Source organism: Burkholderia sp. HI4860, assembly GCF_002223045.2.
In the GTDB taxonomy this organism is placed as follows: Bacteria; Pseudomonadota; Gammaproteobacteria; order Burkholderiales; family Burkholderiaceae; genus Burkholderia.
In genome coordinates this window covers 1526255-1539642 of record NZ_NKFO02000003.1, presented here as the reverse complement: position 1 = coordinate 1539642, position 13388 = coordinate 1526255, and the positions used below count along the sequence as shown (strand labels likewise).

Annotated in this window: 18 protein-coding genes; 17 read left to right on the top strand and 1 reads right to left on the bottom strand. The window is 66.7% G+C overall.

Annotated elements, in window-relative coordinates:
- The first annotated feature begins 20 nt into the window (after positions 1-20).
- The 17 genes from CFB34_RS22405 to tatC all read left to right on the top strand — a co-directional run bounded on the left by CFB34_RS22405 (position 21) and on the right by tatC (position 11960).
- Positions 21-260, top strand: a complete 240-nt coding sequence (locus CFB34_RS22405; protein WP_006477131.1) for a BolA family protein — start codon at positions 21-23, stop codon at positions 258-260.
- 14 nt (positions 261-274) lie between these two features.
- Complete coding sequence (murA, locus tag CFB34_RS22400) at positions 275-1624, top strand: UDP-N-acetylglucosamine 1-carboxyvinyltransferase (protein ID WP_089439069.1); 1350 nt, start codon at positions 275-277, stop codon at positions 1622-1624.
- Complete coding sequence (gene hisG, locus CFB34_RS22395) at positions 1621-2274, top strand: ATP phosphoribosyltransferase (protein WP_011350725.1); 654 nt, start codon at positions 1621-1623, stop codon at positions 2272-2274. The genes murA and hisG overlap by 4 nt, the downstream gene beginning before the upstream one ends.
- Positions 2275-2298: 24 nt before the next feature.
- Positions 2299-3615 (top strand): histidinol dehydrogenase, encoded by a 1317-nt coding sequence (gene hisD, locus CFB34_RS22390; RefSeq protein WP_089439070.1) that lies wholly within the window; start codon positions 2299-2301, stop codon positions 3613-3615.
- Between the two features lie 144 nt (positions 3616-3759).
- On the top strand, positions 3760-4833 hold the full coding sequence (gene hisC / locus CFB34_RS22385) for a histidinol-phosphate transaminase (protein WP_089439071.1): 1074 nt from the start codon (positions 3760-3762) through the stop codon (positions 4831-4833).
- A 65-nt stretch (positions 4834-4898) separates the two neighbouring features.
- Positions 4899-5486: an imidazoleglycerol-phosphate dehydratase HisB gene (hisB, locus tag CFB34_RS22380; RefSeq protein WP_011350728.1), complete on the top strand. Its 588-nt coding sequence runs from the start codon at positions 4899-4901 to the stop codon at positions 5484-5486.
- A 66-nt stretch (positions 5487-5552) separates the two neighbouring features.
- Entirely contained in the window at positions 5553-6173 is a 621-nt protein-coding gene (locus CFB34_RS22375; protein ID WP_039366649.1) for a YchE family NAAT transporter, read from the top strand.
- Positions 6170-6811: an imidazole glycerol phosphate synthase subunit HisH gene (gene hisH / locus CFB34_RS22370; protein ID WP_089439072.1), complete on the top strand. Its 642-nt coding sequence runs from the start codon at positions 6170-6172 to the stop codon at positions 6809-6811. Before CFB34_RS22375 ends, hisH begins: the two co-directional genes overlap by 4 nt.
- A 164-nt stretch (positions 6812-6975) precedes the next feature.
- Positions 6976-7731, top strand: coding sequence for a 1-(5-phosphoribosyl)-5-[(5-phosphoribosylamino)methylideneamino]imidazole-4-carboxamide isomerase (hisA, locus tag CFB34_RS22365; protein ID WP_039366646.1), 756 nt, complete (start codon positions 6976-6978; stop codon positions 7729-7731).
- Positions 7732-7838: 107 nt separating this feature from the next.
- The gene (hisF, locus tag CFB34_RS22360) at positions 7839-8612 is read left to right on the top strand and encodes an imidazole glycerol phosphate synthase subunit HisF (RefSeq protein ID WP_011350732.1); all 774 of its coding nucleotides are present in this window, start codon (positions 7839-7841) and stop codon (positions 8610-8612) included.
- Positions 8612-9028 carry a phosphoribosyl-AMP cyclohydrolase gene (hisI, locus tag CFB34_RS22355; RefSeq protein ID WP_039366640.1) on the top strand — a complete coding sequence of 139 codons (417 nt, stop codon included), beginning with the start codon at positions 8612-8614 and terminating at the stop codon, positions 9026-9028. Before hisF ends, hisI begins: the two co-directional genes overlap by 1 nt.
- The gene (locus CFB34_RS22350) at positions 9025-9390 is read left to right on the top strand and encodes a phosphoribosyl-ATP diphosphatase (protein WP_011546603.1); all 366 of its coding nucleotides are present in this window, start codon (positions 9025-9027) and stop codon (positions 9388-9390) included. Before hisI ends, CFB34_RS22350 begins: the two co-directional genes overlap by 4 nt.
- Positions 9391-9459: 69 nt before the next feature.
- On the top strand, positions 9460-9852 hold the full coding sequence (locus CFB34_RS22345) for a membrane protein (protein WP_046544796.1): 393 nt from the start codon (positions 9460-9462) through the stop codon (positions 9850-9852).
- A gap of 31 nt (positions 9853-9883) precedes the next feature.
- On the top strand, positions 9884-10249 hold the full coding sequence (locus tag CFB34_RS22340; RefSeq protein ID WP_059491979.1) for a histidine triad nucleotide-binding protein: 366 nt from the start codon (positions 9884-9886) through the stop codon (positions 10247-10249).
- A 93-nt stretch (positions 10250-10342) separates the two neighbouring features.
- Positions 10343-10573: a Sec-independent protein translocase subunit TatA gene (tatA, locus tag CFB34_RS22335; RefSeq protein ID WP_089439073.1), complete on the top strand. Its 231-nt coding sequence runs from the start codon at positions 10343-10345 to the stop codon at positions 10571-10573.
- Positions 10574-10599: 26 nt separating this feature from the next.
- A complete protein-coding gene (gene tatB, locus CFB34_RS22330) occupies positions 10600-11130 on the top strand; it encodes a Sec-independent protein translocase protein TatB (protein WP_089439074.1) in 531 nt (176 codons plus the stop codon).
- A 41-nt stretch (positions 11131-11171) separates the two neighbouring features.
- Positions 11172-11960 (top strand): twin-arginine translocase subunit TatC, encoded by a 789-nt coding sequence (tatC, locus tag CFB34_RS22325; RefSeq protein ID WP_046544799.1) that lies wholly within the window; start codon positions 11172-11174, stop codon positions 11958-11960.
- A 213-nt stretch (positions 11961-12173) separates the two neighbouring features.
- Here the strand turns inward: tatC and CFB34_RS22320 are convergent, their stop codons facing one another.
- A complete protein-coding gene (locus CFB34_RS22320) occupies positions 12174-13379 on the bottom strand; it encodes a Do family serine endopeptidase (RefSeq protein WP_089439075.1) in 1206 nt (401 codons plus the stop codon).
- Between the last annotated feature and the right edge of the window lie 9 nt (positions 13380-13388).

Below are 13388 nucleotides of genomic sequence, written 5' to 3'. Positions count from 1 at the left end.
GCCGACAGGAGCCTTACACCATGTTGCCGACTCCCGAACAGGTCAAGCAATACATCGCCGGCGGTCTCGCCTGCACGCATCTGGAAGTCGAAGGCGACGGCCAGCATTTCTTCGCGACGATCGTGTCGGCGGCCTTCGAAGGCAAGCGGCCGATCCAGCGGCACCAGCTCGTCTATGCGGCGCTCGGCGATCGCATGAAACAGGAAATTCACGCGCTCAGCATGAAGACGCTGACGCCCGCCGAATGGCAGAACGCATAAACGGAAATCACTGAGTGCAAGTCACCGTCAACGAGCGCGACGCCGTCCAGAGCGTCGCCACGGCACACCCGGCCGCCAACGGGGAAGCGCATGGCCATGGGATGGACAAGCTCGTGATCGAAGGCGGCCACCGCCTGTCGGGCGAGATCGTCGTGTCGGGCGCGAAGAATGCCGCGCTGCCGATCCTGTGCGCGGGGCTGCTCACCGGTGACCCGGTCGATCTCGACAACGTGCCGAATCTCAAGGACGTGCGGACCACGCTGAAGGTGCTGAACCAGATGGGCGTGAAGAGCGAGACGGACGGCTGCCGCGTGCGGCTCGACGCGTCGCGCGTCGACAACCTCGTCGCGCCGTACGAGCTCGTGAAGACGATGCGCGCGTCGATCCTCGTGCTCGGGCCGCTGCTCGCGCGCTTCGGCGAGGCGAAGGTGTCCCTGCCGGGCGGCTGCGCGATCGGCGCGCGTCCGGTCGACCAGCACATCAAGGGCCTGCAGGCGATGGGCGCCGAGATCAGCATCGAGCACGGCTTCATCGAAGCCCGCGCGAAGCGCCTGAAGGGCGCGCGCATCGTGACCGACATGATCACGGTGACGGGCACGGAAAACCTGCTGATGGCCGCGACGCTCGCCGATGGCGAGACGGTGATCGAAAATGCCGCGCGCGAGCCGGAAGTGAGCGATCTCGCACACTTGCTGGTCGCGATGGGCGCGAAAATCGACGGCATCGGCACCGATCGCCTCGTGATCCAGGGCGTCGAGCGGCTGCACGGCGCGCGCCACTCGGTAATCCCCGACCGCATCGAGGCCGGCACGTTCCTGTGCGCGGTCGCGGCGGCCGGCGGCGACGTGATGCTGACGGGCGTGCGCCCGCACATCCTCGACGCGGTGATCGACAAGCTGCGCGAAGCCGGCGTGTCGATCGAGGAAGGCGACAGCTGGCTGCGCGTGAAGATGGACCGCCGCCCGTCGGCGGTGACGATCCGCACGTCGGAATACCCGGCGTTCCCGACCGACATGCAGGCGCAGTTCATGGCCCTCAATACGGTCGCGACGGGCACCGCGCAGGTCGTCGAAACCATTTTCGAGAACCGTTTCATGCACGTGCAGGAGCTGAACCGGCTCGGCGCGAACATCACGATCGACGGTAACACCGCGCTCGTGACGGGGGTCGAGAAGCTGTCGGGCGCGAACGTGATGGCGACCGACCTGCGCGCGTCGGCGAGCCTCGTGATCGCCGGGCTGCGTGCCGACGGCGAAACGCTGGTCGACCGCATCTATCATCTGGACCGCGGCTACGACCGCATGGAAGCCAAACTGACCGCCGTCGGCGCGAACGTGCGCCGCCTTTCCGGGAGCCAAGCATGACCGCGCCGCTGACCCTTGCCCTGTCGAAGGGCCGGATTTTCGAGGAAACCCTGCCGCTGCTGGCCGCGGCCGGCGTGCAGGTGACCGAGGATCCCGAAACGTCGCGCAAGCTGATCCTGCCGACGACGAACCCGGACCTGCGCGTGATCATCGTGCGCGCGAGCGACGTGCCGACCTATGTCGAATACGGCGCGGCCGATTTCGGGGTGGCCGGCAAGGACGTGCTGGTCGAGCACGGCGGCTCGGGCCTGTACCAGCCGATCGATCTGAACATTGCGCGCTGCCGGATGTCGGTGGCCGTATCGGCCGGTTTCGACTACGCGAGCGCGGTGCGCCAGGGCGCGCGGCTGCGCGTCGCGACGAAGTACGTCGAAACCGCCCGCGAACACTTTGCCGCGAAGGGCGTGCACGTCGACCTGATCAAGCTGTACGGCTCGATGGAGCTGGCGCCGCTGGTCGGGCTGGCCGATGCGATCGTCGACCTCGTCAGCTCGGGCGGCACGCTGAAGGCGAACAATCTGGTCGAGGTCGAGGAGATCATGGCGATCTCGTCGCGCCTCGTCGTGAACCAGGCTGCGCTGAAGTTGAAGCGCACGGCGCTCAAGCCGATCCTCGACGCGTTCGAACGCGCGTCGCAGAATGGCGGTTGAGCGCATCACCGTAACGGAACTCCCATGTCCATCACCATCCGCAAGCTCGATTCGACGAGCGAAGGCTTCGGCGCCGAGCTGCGCGCGCTGCTCGCATTCGAGGCGAGCGAAGACGCGGCGATCGAGCAATCGGTCGCGCAGATCCTCGCCGACGTGAAGTCACGCGGCGACGCCGCGGTGCTCGAGTACACGAACCGCTTCGACCGGCTGAACGCGACGAGCGTCGCCGCGCTGGAGCTGCCGCAGGACGCGCTGCAGACGGCGCTCGACGGCCTCGCGCCGAAGGCGCGCGCGGCGCTGGAAGCCGCTGCCGCGCGGGTGCGTGCGTACCACGAGAAGCAGAAGATCGAGTGCGGCACGCATAGCTGGCAATACACGGAAAGCGACGGCACGGTGCTCGGCCAGAAGATCACGCCGCTCGACCGCGTCGGCCTGTACGTGCCGGGCGGCAAGGCCGCGTATCCGTCGTCGGTGCTGATGAACGCGATTCCCGCGCGCGTCGCGGGCGTCGGCGAGATCGTGATGGTCGTGCCGACGCCGGACGGCGTGAAGAACGACCTCGTGCTCGCCGCGGCGCTGCTCGGCGGCGTCGATCGCGTGTTCACGATCGGCGGTGCGCAGGCGGTCGGCGCGCTCGCCTACGGCACGGCGACGGTGCCGGCCGTCGACAAGATCTGCGGCCCCGGCAATGCGTACGTCGCGTCGGCGAAGCGCCGCGTGTTCGGCACGGTCGGCATCGACATGATCGCCGGGCCGTCGGAAATCCTCGTGCTGTGCGACGGCACGACCGATCCGAACTGGGTCGCGATGGACCTGTTCTCGCAGGCCGAGCACGACGAACTCGCGCAATCGATCCTGCTGTGCCCGGACGGTGCGTTCCTCGAGCGCGTCGCAAAGGCGATCGACGAGCTGCTGCCGTCGATGCCGCGCCAGGACGTGATCCGCGCGTCGCTCGAAGGCCGTGGCGCGCTGATCAAGGTGCGCGACATGGCCGAGGCCTGCCGGATCGCGAACGACATCGCGCCCGAGCACCTGGAAATTTCCGCGCTGGAGCCGCAGCAATGGGGCCAGCAGATCCGCCATGCGGGCGCGATCTTCCTCGGCCGCTACACGAGCGAAAGCCTCGGCGACTACTGCGCGGGCCCGAACCACGTGCTGCCGACGTCGCGCACCGCGCGCTTCTCGTCGCCGCTCGGCGTGTATGACTTCATCAAGCGCTCGAGCGTGATCGAGGTCAGTGCGGAAGGTGCGCAGACGCTCGGCGAGATCGCATCCGAGCTCGCGTACGGCGAGGGGCTGCAGGCGCACGCGAAGAGCGCCGAGTTCCGGATGAAGAACTGACCGCGCGCTGCGCGGGGCCGCGGCCGGCGCTGACGTGCCGCCCGGCCTGCCCCGGAAGGCCGGGGCGGGAGACATCTGGGCAGGGCGGCAGCCGCCGCTTTGCCGACCCATTGACGCCGGCGCGACGTACGCCGGCTTGAGACCATGACGACGCCACAAGACATCATCCGCCGCGACGTGCTCGCGATGACGAGCTATCCGGTGCCTGACGCGAGCGGGTTCGTGAAACTCGACGCGATGGAGAACCCGTACCCGCTGCCCGAACCGCTCGCCGCGGCGCTTGGCGAGCGTCTCGCGCAGGTCGCGCTGAACCGCTACCCGGCGCCGCGCCCGGCCGCGCTGCTCGACAAGCTGCGCCATGCGATGGGCGTGCCGGCCGGCTGCGACGTGCTGCTCGGCAACGGCTCGGACGAAATCATCAGCATGATGTCGATGGCCTGTGCGAAGCCGGGCGCGAAGGTGCTCGCGCCGGTGCCGGGCTTCGTGATGTACGAACTGTCCGCGAAGCTCGCGCAGCTCGAATTCGTCGGCGTGCCGCTGAAGGCCGATCTGACGCTCGACGTCGACGCGATGCTCGCGGCTGTTGCCGAGCATCGTCCGGCGCTCGTCTATCTCGCGTACCCGAACAACCCGACCGGCACGCTGTACGACGATGCCGACATCGAACGGATCGTCGCGGCCGCGCGGCACAGCCTGGTCGTGATCGACGAGGCTTACCAGCCGTTCGCCGTGCGCTCGTGGCTGCCGCGCGCCGCCGAATTCGACAACGTCGTCGTGATGCGTACGGTGTCGAAGCTCGGCCTCGCGGGCATCCGCCTCGGCTATCTGGTCGGTTCGCCCGCGTGGCTGACCGAATTCGACAAGGTGCGCCCGCCGTACAACATCAACGTGCTGACCCAGGCGACCGCCGATTTCCTGCTCGATCACCTCGACGTGCTCGACGCGCAGGCGGCCAACCTGCGAGCGGAACGCACGCGCCTCGCACGGGAAGTGGCCGCGCTGCCGGGCACGACGGTGTTCCCGAGCGCCGGCAATTTCCTGCTGGTGCGCGTGCCGGACGCGGCCGCCGTGTTCGACGCGCTGCTCACCGAGCGGGTGTTGGTCAAAAACGTGAGTAAAATGCATCCGTTGCTGGCTGAATGCGTGCGGCTGACCGTCGGTTCTCCCGACGAAAACGCGCGCCTGCTGGCCGCTTTGAAACTCGCGCTGCCCGGTTGAGCCTCAGGGCGCCGCAGCGCGAAACGATCAATCCCCATTTACATCGACTCAGTCAAGGAATTGCCATGCGTGTGGCGGAAGTCGTTCGCAATACCAGCGAAACGCAGATCCGTGTGAAGCTCAATCTCGACGGCACGGGCCAGCAGAAGCTGGCCACCGGCGTGCCGTTCCTCGACCATATGCTCGACCAGATCGCGCGACACGGTCTGGTCGATCTCGAGGTTGAAGCGCATGGCGATACGCATATCGACGACCACCACACGGTCGAGGATGTCGGCATCACGCTCGGCCAGGCCGTCGCGAAGGCGATCGGCGACCGCAAGGGCATCCGCCGCTACGGCCATTCGTACGTGCCGCTCGACGAGGCGCTGTCGCGCGTCGTGATCGACTTCTCCGGCCGGCCGGGCCTCGAATTCCACGTGCCGTTCACGCGGGCGCGGATCGGCACGTTCGACGTCGACCTGTCGATCGAATTCTTCCGCGGTTTCGTGAACCACGCGGGCGTCACGCTGCACATCGACAACCTGCGCGGGATCAACGCGCACCATCAGCTCGAAACGGTGTTCAAGGCCTTCGGCCGTGCGCTGCGCGCAGCGGTGGAGCTGGACGAACGTGCGGCGGGGCAGATCCCGTCGACGAAGGGCAGTCTCTGAACCTGAACTGACCGGACGGCGCGTCAAGGACAACCTCACGGCTTCGGCGCGCGGCGCCGGCTTGCGATGGATCTGCTCAAATCGTTCATCTCGCTGCTGGCGCTGATCAACCCGGTCGGCGCGGTGCCGTTCTTCCTGAGCCTGACGGCGCAGCAGACGGATGCCGAGCGGCGGCGCACGATCCGGATCGCGTCGGTGTCGGTGTTCTGCGTGATCACGGTGACGACGCTGCTCGGGCAGCAGATCATCGACTTCTTCGGCATTTCGGTCGGGTCGCTCGAAGTGGGCGGCGGGATCATCATGCTGCTGATGGCGATCAACATGCTGAACGCGCAGATCGGCAACACGCGATCGACGCCGGAGGAGCGCCACGAGGCCGAGCTGAAGGACAACATCGCGGTCGTGCCGCTGGCGATTCCGCTGCTCACGGGCCCCGGCTCGATCAGCACGGTGATCATCTATGCGGCGAACTCGCATCACTGGTATGAGCGGGCCGGGCTGGTCGCGATCGGCGCGGTCCTGGCTTTTCTGTGTTTCGTCGCGATGCGGCTCGCCGAGCCGATCGCGAACTGGATCGGCCGCACGGGCATCAACATCGCCACGCGGCTGATGGGTCTGATGCTGTCGGCGCTGGCGGTGGAATTCATCGTCAATGGACTGAGGGCGCTACTGCCTGCACTGAGATGAAAACTTCGATTGCGATTGTGGATTATGGGATGGGCAACCTGCGCTCGGTCGCGCAGGCGCTCAAGAAGGCCGAACCGGCCGCCGACGTGGCGATCGTCGACACGCCGGCCGCGATCCGCGCGGCCGACCGTGTCGTGCTGCCCGGCCAGGGCGCGATGCCCGACTGCATGCGCAGCCTCGGCGAATCGGGCCTGCAGGAGGCCGTGATCGAGGCCTCGCGCACCAAGCCGCTGCTCGGCGTGTGCGTCGGCGAGCAGATGCTGTTCGACTGGAGCGCGGAAGGCGACACCAAGGGCCTCGGCCTGTTGCCCGGCAAGGTCGTGCGTTTCGCGCTCGACGGCCGCCTGCAGGACGACGGCTCGCGCTTCAAGGTGCCGCAGATGGGCTGGAACCGCGTGCGCCAGTCGCAGCCGCACCCGCTGTGGGACGGCGTGCCCGACGACGCGTATTTCTACTTCGTGCACAGTTATTACGTCACGCCGGACAACCCGGCGCATACGGTTGGCGAAACGGCCTACGGCGCGCCGTTTACGTCCGCGGTCGCGCGGGACAACCTCTTCGCGACCCAATTCCACCCCGAGAAAAGCGCGGAGGTCGGGTTGCGTCTGTATCGCAACTTCGTACACTGGAAACCGTGAAACGTGGTGCGCGAGCCACAGTCGATCTGGCCGAACGGCCTGTCGCACGGCGCGCTCGCGCCTAAGCGCCGAAAGAGTTGTACTAAACTAGCGAGACGGCGCGGTACCGGATTGGCCGGTACGCGCCGGATTCTTTTCTTTTTCCACGACGACACCCGATTGCTATGTTGCTGATTCCGGCCATCGACCTCAAAGACGGTCAGTGTGTGCGCCTCAAACAGGGCGATATGGACCAGGCCACGATTTTTTCCGAGGACCCGGCGGCGATGGCCCGCAAGTGGGTCGATCTCGGCGCCCGGCGGCTCCATCTCGTCGACCTGAACGGCGCGTTCGCCGGCAAGCCGAAGAATCTCGAGGCGATCGAAGCGATCCTCGACGAGGTCGGCGATGAAATTCCCGTCCAGCTCGGCGGCGGCATCCGCAGCCTCGAGACGATCGAGAAGTATCTCGACGCCGGCCTGTCCTACGTGATCATCGGTACGGCCGCGGTGAAGAACCCCGGCTTCCTGCAGGACGCGTGCACCGCGTTCTCCGGCAACATCATCGTCGGCCTGGACGCGAAGGACGGCAAGGTCGCGACCGACGGCTGGAGCAAGCTGACCGGCCACGAAGTGATCGACCTTGCGCGCAAGTTCGAGGACTACGGTGTCGAATCGATCGTCTACACGGACATCGGCCGCGACGGGATGCTGCAGGGCATCAACATCGAGGCGACTGTGAAGCTCGCGCAGGCAGTCGGCATCCCCGTGATCGCCAGCGGCGGCCTGTCGAACCTCACGGACATCGAGAACCTGTGCGAAGTCGAGGAGCACGGTGTCGAAGGCGTGATCTGCGGCCGTGCGATCTACTCCGGCGATCTCGATTTCGCGGCCGCGCAAAAGCGCGCGGACGAACTGAACGGCGAACTCGACAACGCGTAAGCGCGGTTGTCCCGCTCGCCGGGGCTGCCTGCAGGCGGCCCCGACCGGAAGCCTCGCGCGAGGCTTTCCGCAACCGGCCGTCCCATCGCGGCATTTGGCGCAACATCATGGCTCTAGCTAAACGCATCATCCCCTGCCTGGACGTGACTGCCGGGCGTGTCGTCAAGGGCGTCAACTTCGTCGAGCTGCGCGATGCCGGCGATCCCGTCGAAATCGCCCGCCGCTACGACGACCAGGGCGCCGACGAACTGACGTTCCTCGACATCACCGCGACGTCCGACCAGCGCGACCTGATCCTGCCGATCATCGAAGCCGTCGCGTCGCAGGTGTTCATTCCGCTGACCGTCGGCGGCGGCGTGCGCGCCGTCGAGGACGTGCGGCGCCTGCTGAACGCGGGCGCGGACAAGGTCAGCATGAATTCGTCGGCGGTCGCGAACCCGCAGCTCGTGCGCGACGCGGCCGACAAGTACGGCTCGCAGTGCATCGTCGTCGCGATCGATGCGAAGCGCGTGTCGGCCGATGGCGAGACGCCGCGCTGGGAAGTCTTTACGCACGGCGGCCGCAAGAACACGGGCCTCGACGCGATCGAATGGGCGCGCAAGATGGCCGAGCTCGGCGCGGGCGAGATCCTGCTCACGAGCATGGACCGCGACGGCACCAAGTCGGGCTTCGACCTCGCGCTCACGCGCGGCGTGTCGGACGCGGTGCCGGTGCCGGTGATCGCATCGGGCGGTGTCGGCTCGCTGCAGCACCTGGCCGACGGCATCAAGGACGGCCGCGCCGACGCGGTGCTGGCCGCGAGTATCTTCCACTACGGCGAGCACACGGTCGGCGAGGCGAAGCGCTTCATGGCCGACCAGGGCATCCCGGTGAGGCTGTGATGAATACGGAAACGAATGCATTGCCCGCGTGGCTCGACAAGGTCCGCTGGGACGACAACGGCCTCGTGCCGGTGATCGCGCAGGAAGCGTCGACGAACGACGTGCTGATGTTCGCGTGGATGAACCGCGAGGCACTGGCGAAGACGATCGAGACGCAGCGCGCGGTCTACTATTCGCGCTCGCGCAAGCGCCTGTGGTTCAAGGGCGAGGAGTCGGGCCACGTGCAGCACGTGCACGAGGTGCGGCTCGACTGCGACGAGGACGTCGTGCTGCTGAAGGTCGAGCAGGTGTCGGGCATCGCGTGCCACACCGGCCGGCATTCGTGCTTCTTCCAGAAATTCGAAGGCACCGTCGACAGCGGCGACTGGGTCGCGGTCGAACCGGTGCTGAAAGATCCCGAACACATCTACAAATGACGCAATCGACCGAAGACACGCTGCTGCGCCTCGCGGCCGTGATCGATAGCCGCAAGGGCGGCGATCCCGATCAATCGTACGTATCGCGCCTGTTCCACAAGGGCGACGACGCGGTGCTGAAGAAGATCGGCGAAGAGGCGACGGAAGTCGTGCTGGCCGCGAAGGACGTGCGCCAGGGCGGCGCGCCGAGCGCGCTCGTCGGCGAGGTGGCCGACCTGTGGTTCCACTGCCTCGTGATGCTGTCGCATTTCGACCTGAGCCCGGCCGACGTGATCGCCGAGCTCGAGCGCCGCGAAGGGCTGTCGGGTATCGAGGAGAAGGCCCTGCGCAAGCGTCGCGAGCGCGAGGAAAACGGCGGTTGACAGGCCCTTGTCGCAGGATGGCCACAGTGCGGTAAGCTGTAAGAATTGTCATCTAACGGGGGTAGCATCATGACCGATACGCCAAGCCAGTTTCCGCCGCCGTCGGTGCCGGGGGCCGCGGACGCCGAGCGCCTGAACGGGCTGCGCACGCTGACTCACGTGCTCTACGGCCTCTATGCGTTTCATTGGCTGACGGGCGGCGTCACGGGCATCATCGCGATCATCATCAACTACGTGAAGCGCGACGATGTGGCCGGCACGCCGTATGCGGCCCACTTCGAGTGGCAGATCCGCACGTTCTGGCGCGCGCTGATCGCCTATGTGATCGGGTTCGCGCTGATGTTCGTGGTGGTCGGATTCGCAGTGATGTTTGTCACATGGATCTGGACGCTGTACCGTATCATCAAGGGTTGGCTGTACCTGAACGACAACAAGCCGCTCGATCCGCAGGCCTGGTTCTGACCGGCCGCGCTCGGGCGTCTGCAGGAGCAACATGAGTCACGATCCGAATTGCCTGTTCTGCAAGATCGCGGCAGGCGAGATCCCGAGCACGAAGGTGCACGAGGATGACGAATTCGTCGCGTTCCGCGACATCCGCCCGGCGGCCGAGACACACGTGCTCGTGATTCCGCGCCAGCATCTGCCGACGCTGTCGGCCGCGAGCGACGCCGATGCACCGATGCTCGGCCGGCTGATGCTGCTCGTCTCGCGTCTCGCCGGCCAGCTCGGCGTCGCATATACGGGCGGCGAAACCGGTTTCCGTACGGTGATCAACACGGGCCCGGGCGGCGGGCAGGAGGTCTACCACCTGCACGCGCATATCCTGGCCGGCCCGCGCCCCTGGCAGCGGATGGGTTGACGGCGCGGGGCGTTTCCCCGCATCGATGGTCGAAGCCGGCGCGTTGCCGGCGATTTACGCCGCATCGCGGCGTGGTTGAGGAGAGGTTTCATCATGGGTGGATTGAGCATTTGGCACTGGCTGATCGTGCTGCTGATCGTCGCGCTGGTTTTCGGTACGAAGAAGCTGCGCAACATCGGCAACGATCTCGGCAGCGCCGTGAAGGGTTTCAAGGATGGCATGAAGGACGGCGAAGCACCGGCGGACGCGCAGCAACTGCCGCGTGCGGGCTCGGTCGACGTCAACGCGAAGGAAACGACGCGTTCCGACTCGAACAAGGCGTAACGCCGGTACGCTGACAGGCATTCGCGATGCTGGATCTCGGTCTTTCGAAGATGGCGCTGATCGGCGTCGTCGCGCTCGTGGTGCTCGGCCCCGAGCGCCTGCCGCGCGTTGCGCGCACGGCAGGCGCGCTGTTCGGCCGTGCGCAGCGGTACATCAACGACGTGAAGGCCGAGGTCTCGCGCGAAATCGAACTCGACGCGTTGCGCACGATGAAGACCGATTTCGAGGCGGCCGCGCGCAATGTCGAGACGACGATTCACGACAACCTGCGTGAGCACGAGAAGGACCTGAACGACACGTGGCATTCCGCGGTCGGCGGTCTCAACGAAGCGGCGGGCGACGCCGGTTCGATCGGTTCCGGCATGCCTGCCACGCCGTCGTGGCGCGGCAGTACGGCCGCGCTCGCGCCGAAGCGCCGCAACTGGCGCGTCAAGCAGGCGGCTGCGCCTGCCTGGTACAAGCGCGCGACCACCCGCCGTACGCACGTGCAGTCGGGCGCCGCGCGTGTCGCGCGCCACCAGCCGGCCAGCCTGCGCCGGCCGACGCGCTTCTTCTGAGCCGAGCGCATGCTCGCTCGTCAATCCTACCGAGGGCCGGTGTGAGCGACCCCCAGCAGAACCCGGGCGACGCCCCGGAAGAAACCTTCATTTCCCATCTCGTCGAGCTTCGCGACCGCATCATTCGCGCGGGCGCGGCCGTGATCGTCGTGTTCCTCGGGCTCGTCTACTGGGCGCCCGACATCTTCCGGCTGCTCGCGCGGCCGCTGATGGAGAACCTGCCGAAGGACGGCAAGATGATCGTCACCGACGTCACCGGCTCGTTCTTCGTGCCGATGAAGGTCACGATGCTCGTCGCGCTCGTGATCGCGCTGCCGATCGTGCTGTACCAGATCTGGGCGTTCGTCGCGCCCGGCCTGTACCAGCACGAGAAGAAGCTCGTCGCGCCGCTCGTCGGCAGCAGCTACCTGCTGTTCCTGTGCGGGATGGCGTTTGCGTACTTCCTCGTGTTTCCGACCATCTTCCGCGTGATGGCGCACTACAACGCGCCGCTCGGCGCGGAAATGACCACCGACATCGACAACTACCTGAGCTTCGTGCTCGGGATGTTCATCGCGTTCGGGGTCACGTTCGAGGTGCCGATCGTCGTCGTGCTGCTCGTCCGGATGGGCGTGCTGTCGCTGAAGAAGTTGAAGGAGATGCGTCCGTACGTGATCGTCGGCGCGTTCGTCGTCGCGGCGGTCGTCACGCCGCCGGACGTGTTCTCGCAACTGATGCTCGCCTTGCCGCTGGTCGTGCTGTTCGAAATCGGGCTGCTGGCGGCGCGGTTCTTCGTGCCGAAGAAGCCGGCCGAGGAAGGCGAGGCGGAGAACGGCGAAGCCGCCAGTTGACGGCAGCGCACCGGGCGGCGCGCGGGTAGCCGGACTTCCGGGCGCCGGGCTTGAGCGAAACCCGGTGGCGTAGTCGGTCGGTAAGCGGAGGGCGGGGCCATCTGCCCGGCAACACTGGTCTTTCGAGACAAAGCAAAAGGGCAGCCAACCGGCTGCCCTTTGTCATTTTCCGACGGTGTTCGGGGCATGCGGCCGCGCGCCGCTCGCCCGACGTCACTCGGTATCGCTGTCCTGTTCGTCGAGCGCCTGCTTCGGCGGCGGCGGCCGCTTGCCGATCACCACGTTCAGGTCGAACGCCTTGCCCTTGCGCACGACGTGCACCTTGGTCGCCGTGCCGGGCTTGATTTGCGCGACGGTGTTCAGCAGCTTCGTGGTGTCGGTGATCTCGTCGCCGTTGACCGAGATCAGGATGTCGCCCGGCTTGATGCCGGCCTTGTCGGCCGGGCCGCCCTGCAGCACGCCGGCGACGATCGCGCCCGATTTCTGCGTCAGCCCGAACGACTCGGCGATCTCCGGCGTGACGTCTTGCGGCTCGACGCCGATCCAGCCGCGCGTGACCGAGCCCGTCGTGATGATGCTTTCCAGCACCGTGCGCGCGGTCGACACGGGGATCGCGAAGCCGATGCCGAGCGAGCCGCCCGAACGCGAGTAGATCGCGGTGTTGATGCCGAGCAGGTTGCCGTTCACGTCGACCAGCGCGCCGCCCGAGTTGCCGGGGTTGATCGGCGCATCGGTCTGGATGAAGTTCTCGAACGTGTTGATGCCCAGGTGGTTGCGGCCCAGCGCGCTGATGATCCCCATCGTGACCGTCTGGCCGACGCCGAACGGGTTGCCGATCGCGAGCACGACGTCGCCGACCCGCGACTGGTCGGAGCGGCCGAGCGTGATCGTCGGCAGGTTCGTCATGTTGATCTTCAGCACGGCGAGATCGGTTTCGGGATCGCTGCCGATCACCTTCGCGGTGGCCGTGCGGCTGTCGGCGAGCGCGACTTCGATCTGGTCGGCGCCGTCCACGACGTGCTGGTTCGTTAGAATGTAACCTTCAGGGCTCACGATAACGCCCGAGCCAAGGTTGGCGGCCGGTTCGTCCTGCTGCTTGCGGGCGTTGCGGTCGCCGAAGAAATAGCGGAACAGCGGATCTTTCGCGCGCGGGTCGGGCGGCAGCGAGCCGTCCTTGCTGGAGAACACGTTGACGACGGCCGGCATCGCCTTTTGCGCGGCTTCGGCGTACGACGTGGTCGCCGGTGCGCCGCCGATGCCCGGCGCGACTTCCCGCAGCGCGACGATCGGCGTCGCGAGCTGCTTGCCGAGCTGTCCTTGCCGTTGCAGCCATTGCGGCTTGAGCGTCACGACGATGAACATCAGCGCGAGCAGCACGGTAACCGCCTGCGCGAAGAACAGCCAGAAGCGTCTAAGCATCTGAATGGA

Bases quoted from the DNA above. Each gene is read 5' to 3' on its own strand.
- CFB34_RS22405 (WP_006477131.1), top strand. From the start codon at position 21: ATGTTGCCGACTCCCGAACAGGTCAAGCAATACATCGCCGGCGGTCTC.
- hisG (WP_011350725.1), top strand. From the start codon at position 1,621: ATGACCGCGCCGCTGACCCTTGCCCTGTCGAAGGGCCGGATTTTCGAG.
- hisD (WP_089439070.1), top strand. From the start codon at position 2,299: ATGTCCATCACCATCCGCAAGCTCGATTCGACGAGCGAAGGCTTCGGC.
- hisC (WP_089439071.1), top strand. From the start codon at position 3,760: ATGACGACGCCACAAGACATCATCCGCCGCGACGTGCTCGCGATGACG.
- hisB (WP_011350728.1), top strand. From the start codon at position 4,899: ATGCGTGTGGCGGAAGTCGTTCGCAATACCAGCGAAACGCAGATCCGT.
- CFB34_RS22375 (WP_039366649.1), top strand. From the start codon at position 5,553: ATGGATCTGCTCAAATCGTTCATCTCGCTGCTGGCGCTGATCAACCCG.
- hisH (WP_089439072.1), top strand. From the start codon at position 6,170: ATGAAAACTTCGATTGCGATTGTGGATTATGGGATGGGCAACCTGCGC.
- hisA (WP_039366646.1), top strand. From the start codon at position 6,976: ATGTTGCTGATTCCGGCCATCGACCTCAAAGACGGTCAGTGTGTGCGC.
- hisF (WP_011350732.1), top strand. From the start codon at position 7,839: ATGGCTCTAGCTAAACGCATCATCCCCTGCCTGGACGTGACTGCCGGG.
- hisI (WP_039366640.1), top strand. From the start codon at position 8,612: ATGAATACGGAAACGAATGCATTGCCCGCGTGGCTCGACAAGGTCCGC.
- CFB34_RS22350 (WP_011546603.1), top strand. From the start codon at position 9,025: ATGACGCAATCGACCGAAGACACGCTGCTGCGCCTCGCGGCCGTGATC.
- CFB34_RS22345 (WP_046544796.1), top strand. From the start codon at position 9,460: ATGACCGATACGCCAAGCCAGTTTCCGCCGCCGTCGGTGCCGGGGGCC.
- CFB34_RS22340 (WP_059491979.1), top strand. From the start codon at position 9,884: ATGAGTCACGATCCGAATTGCCTGTTCTGCAAGATCGCGGCAGGCGAG.
- tatA (WP_089439073.1), top strand. From the start codon at position 10,343: ATGGGTGGATTGAGCATTTGGCACTGGCTGATCGTGCTGCTGATCGTC.
- tatB (WP_089439074.1), top strand. From the start codon at position 10,600: ATGCTGGATCTCGGTCTTTCGAAGATGGCGCTGATCGGCGTCGTCGCG.
- CFB34_RS22320 (WP_089439075.1), bottom strand. From the start codon at position 13,379: ATGCTTAGACGCTTCTGGCTGTTCTTCGCGCAGGCGGTTACCGTGCTG.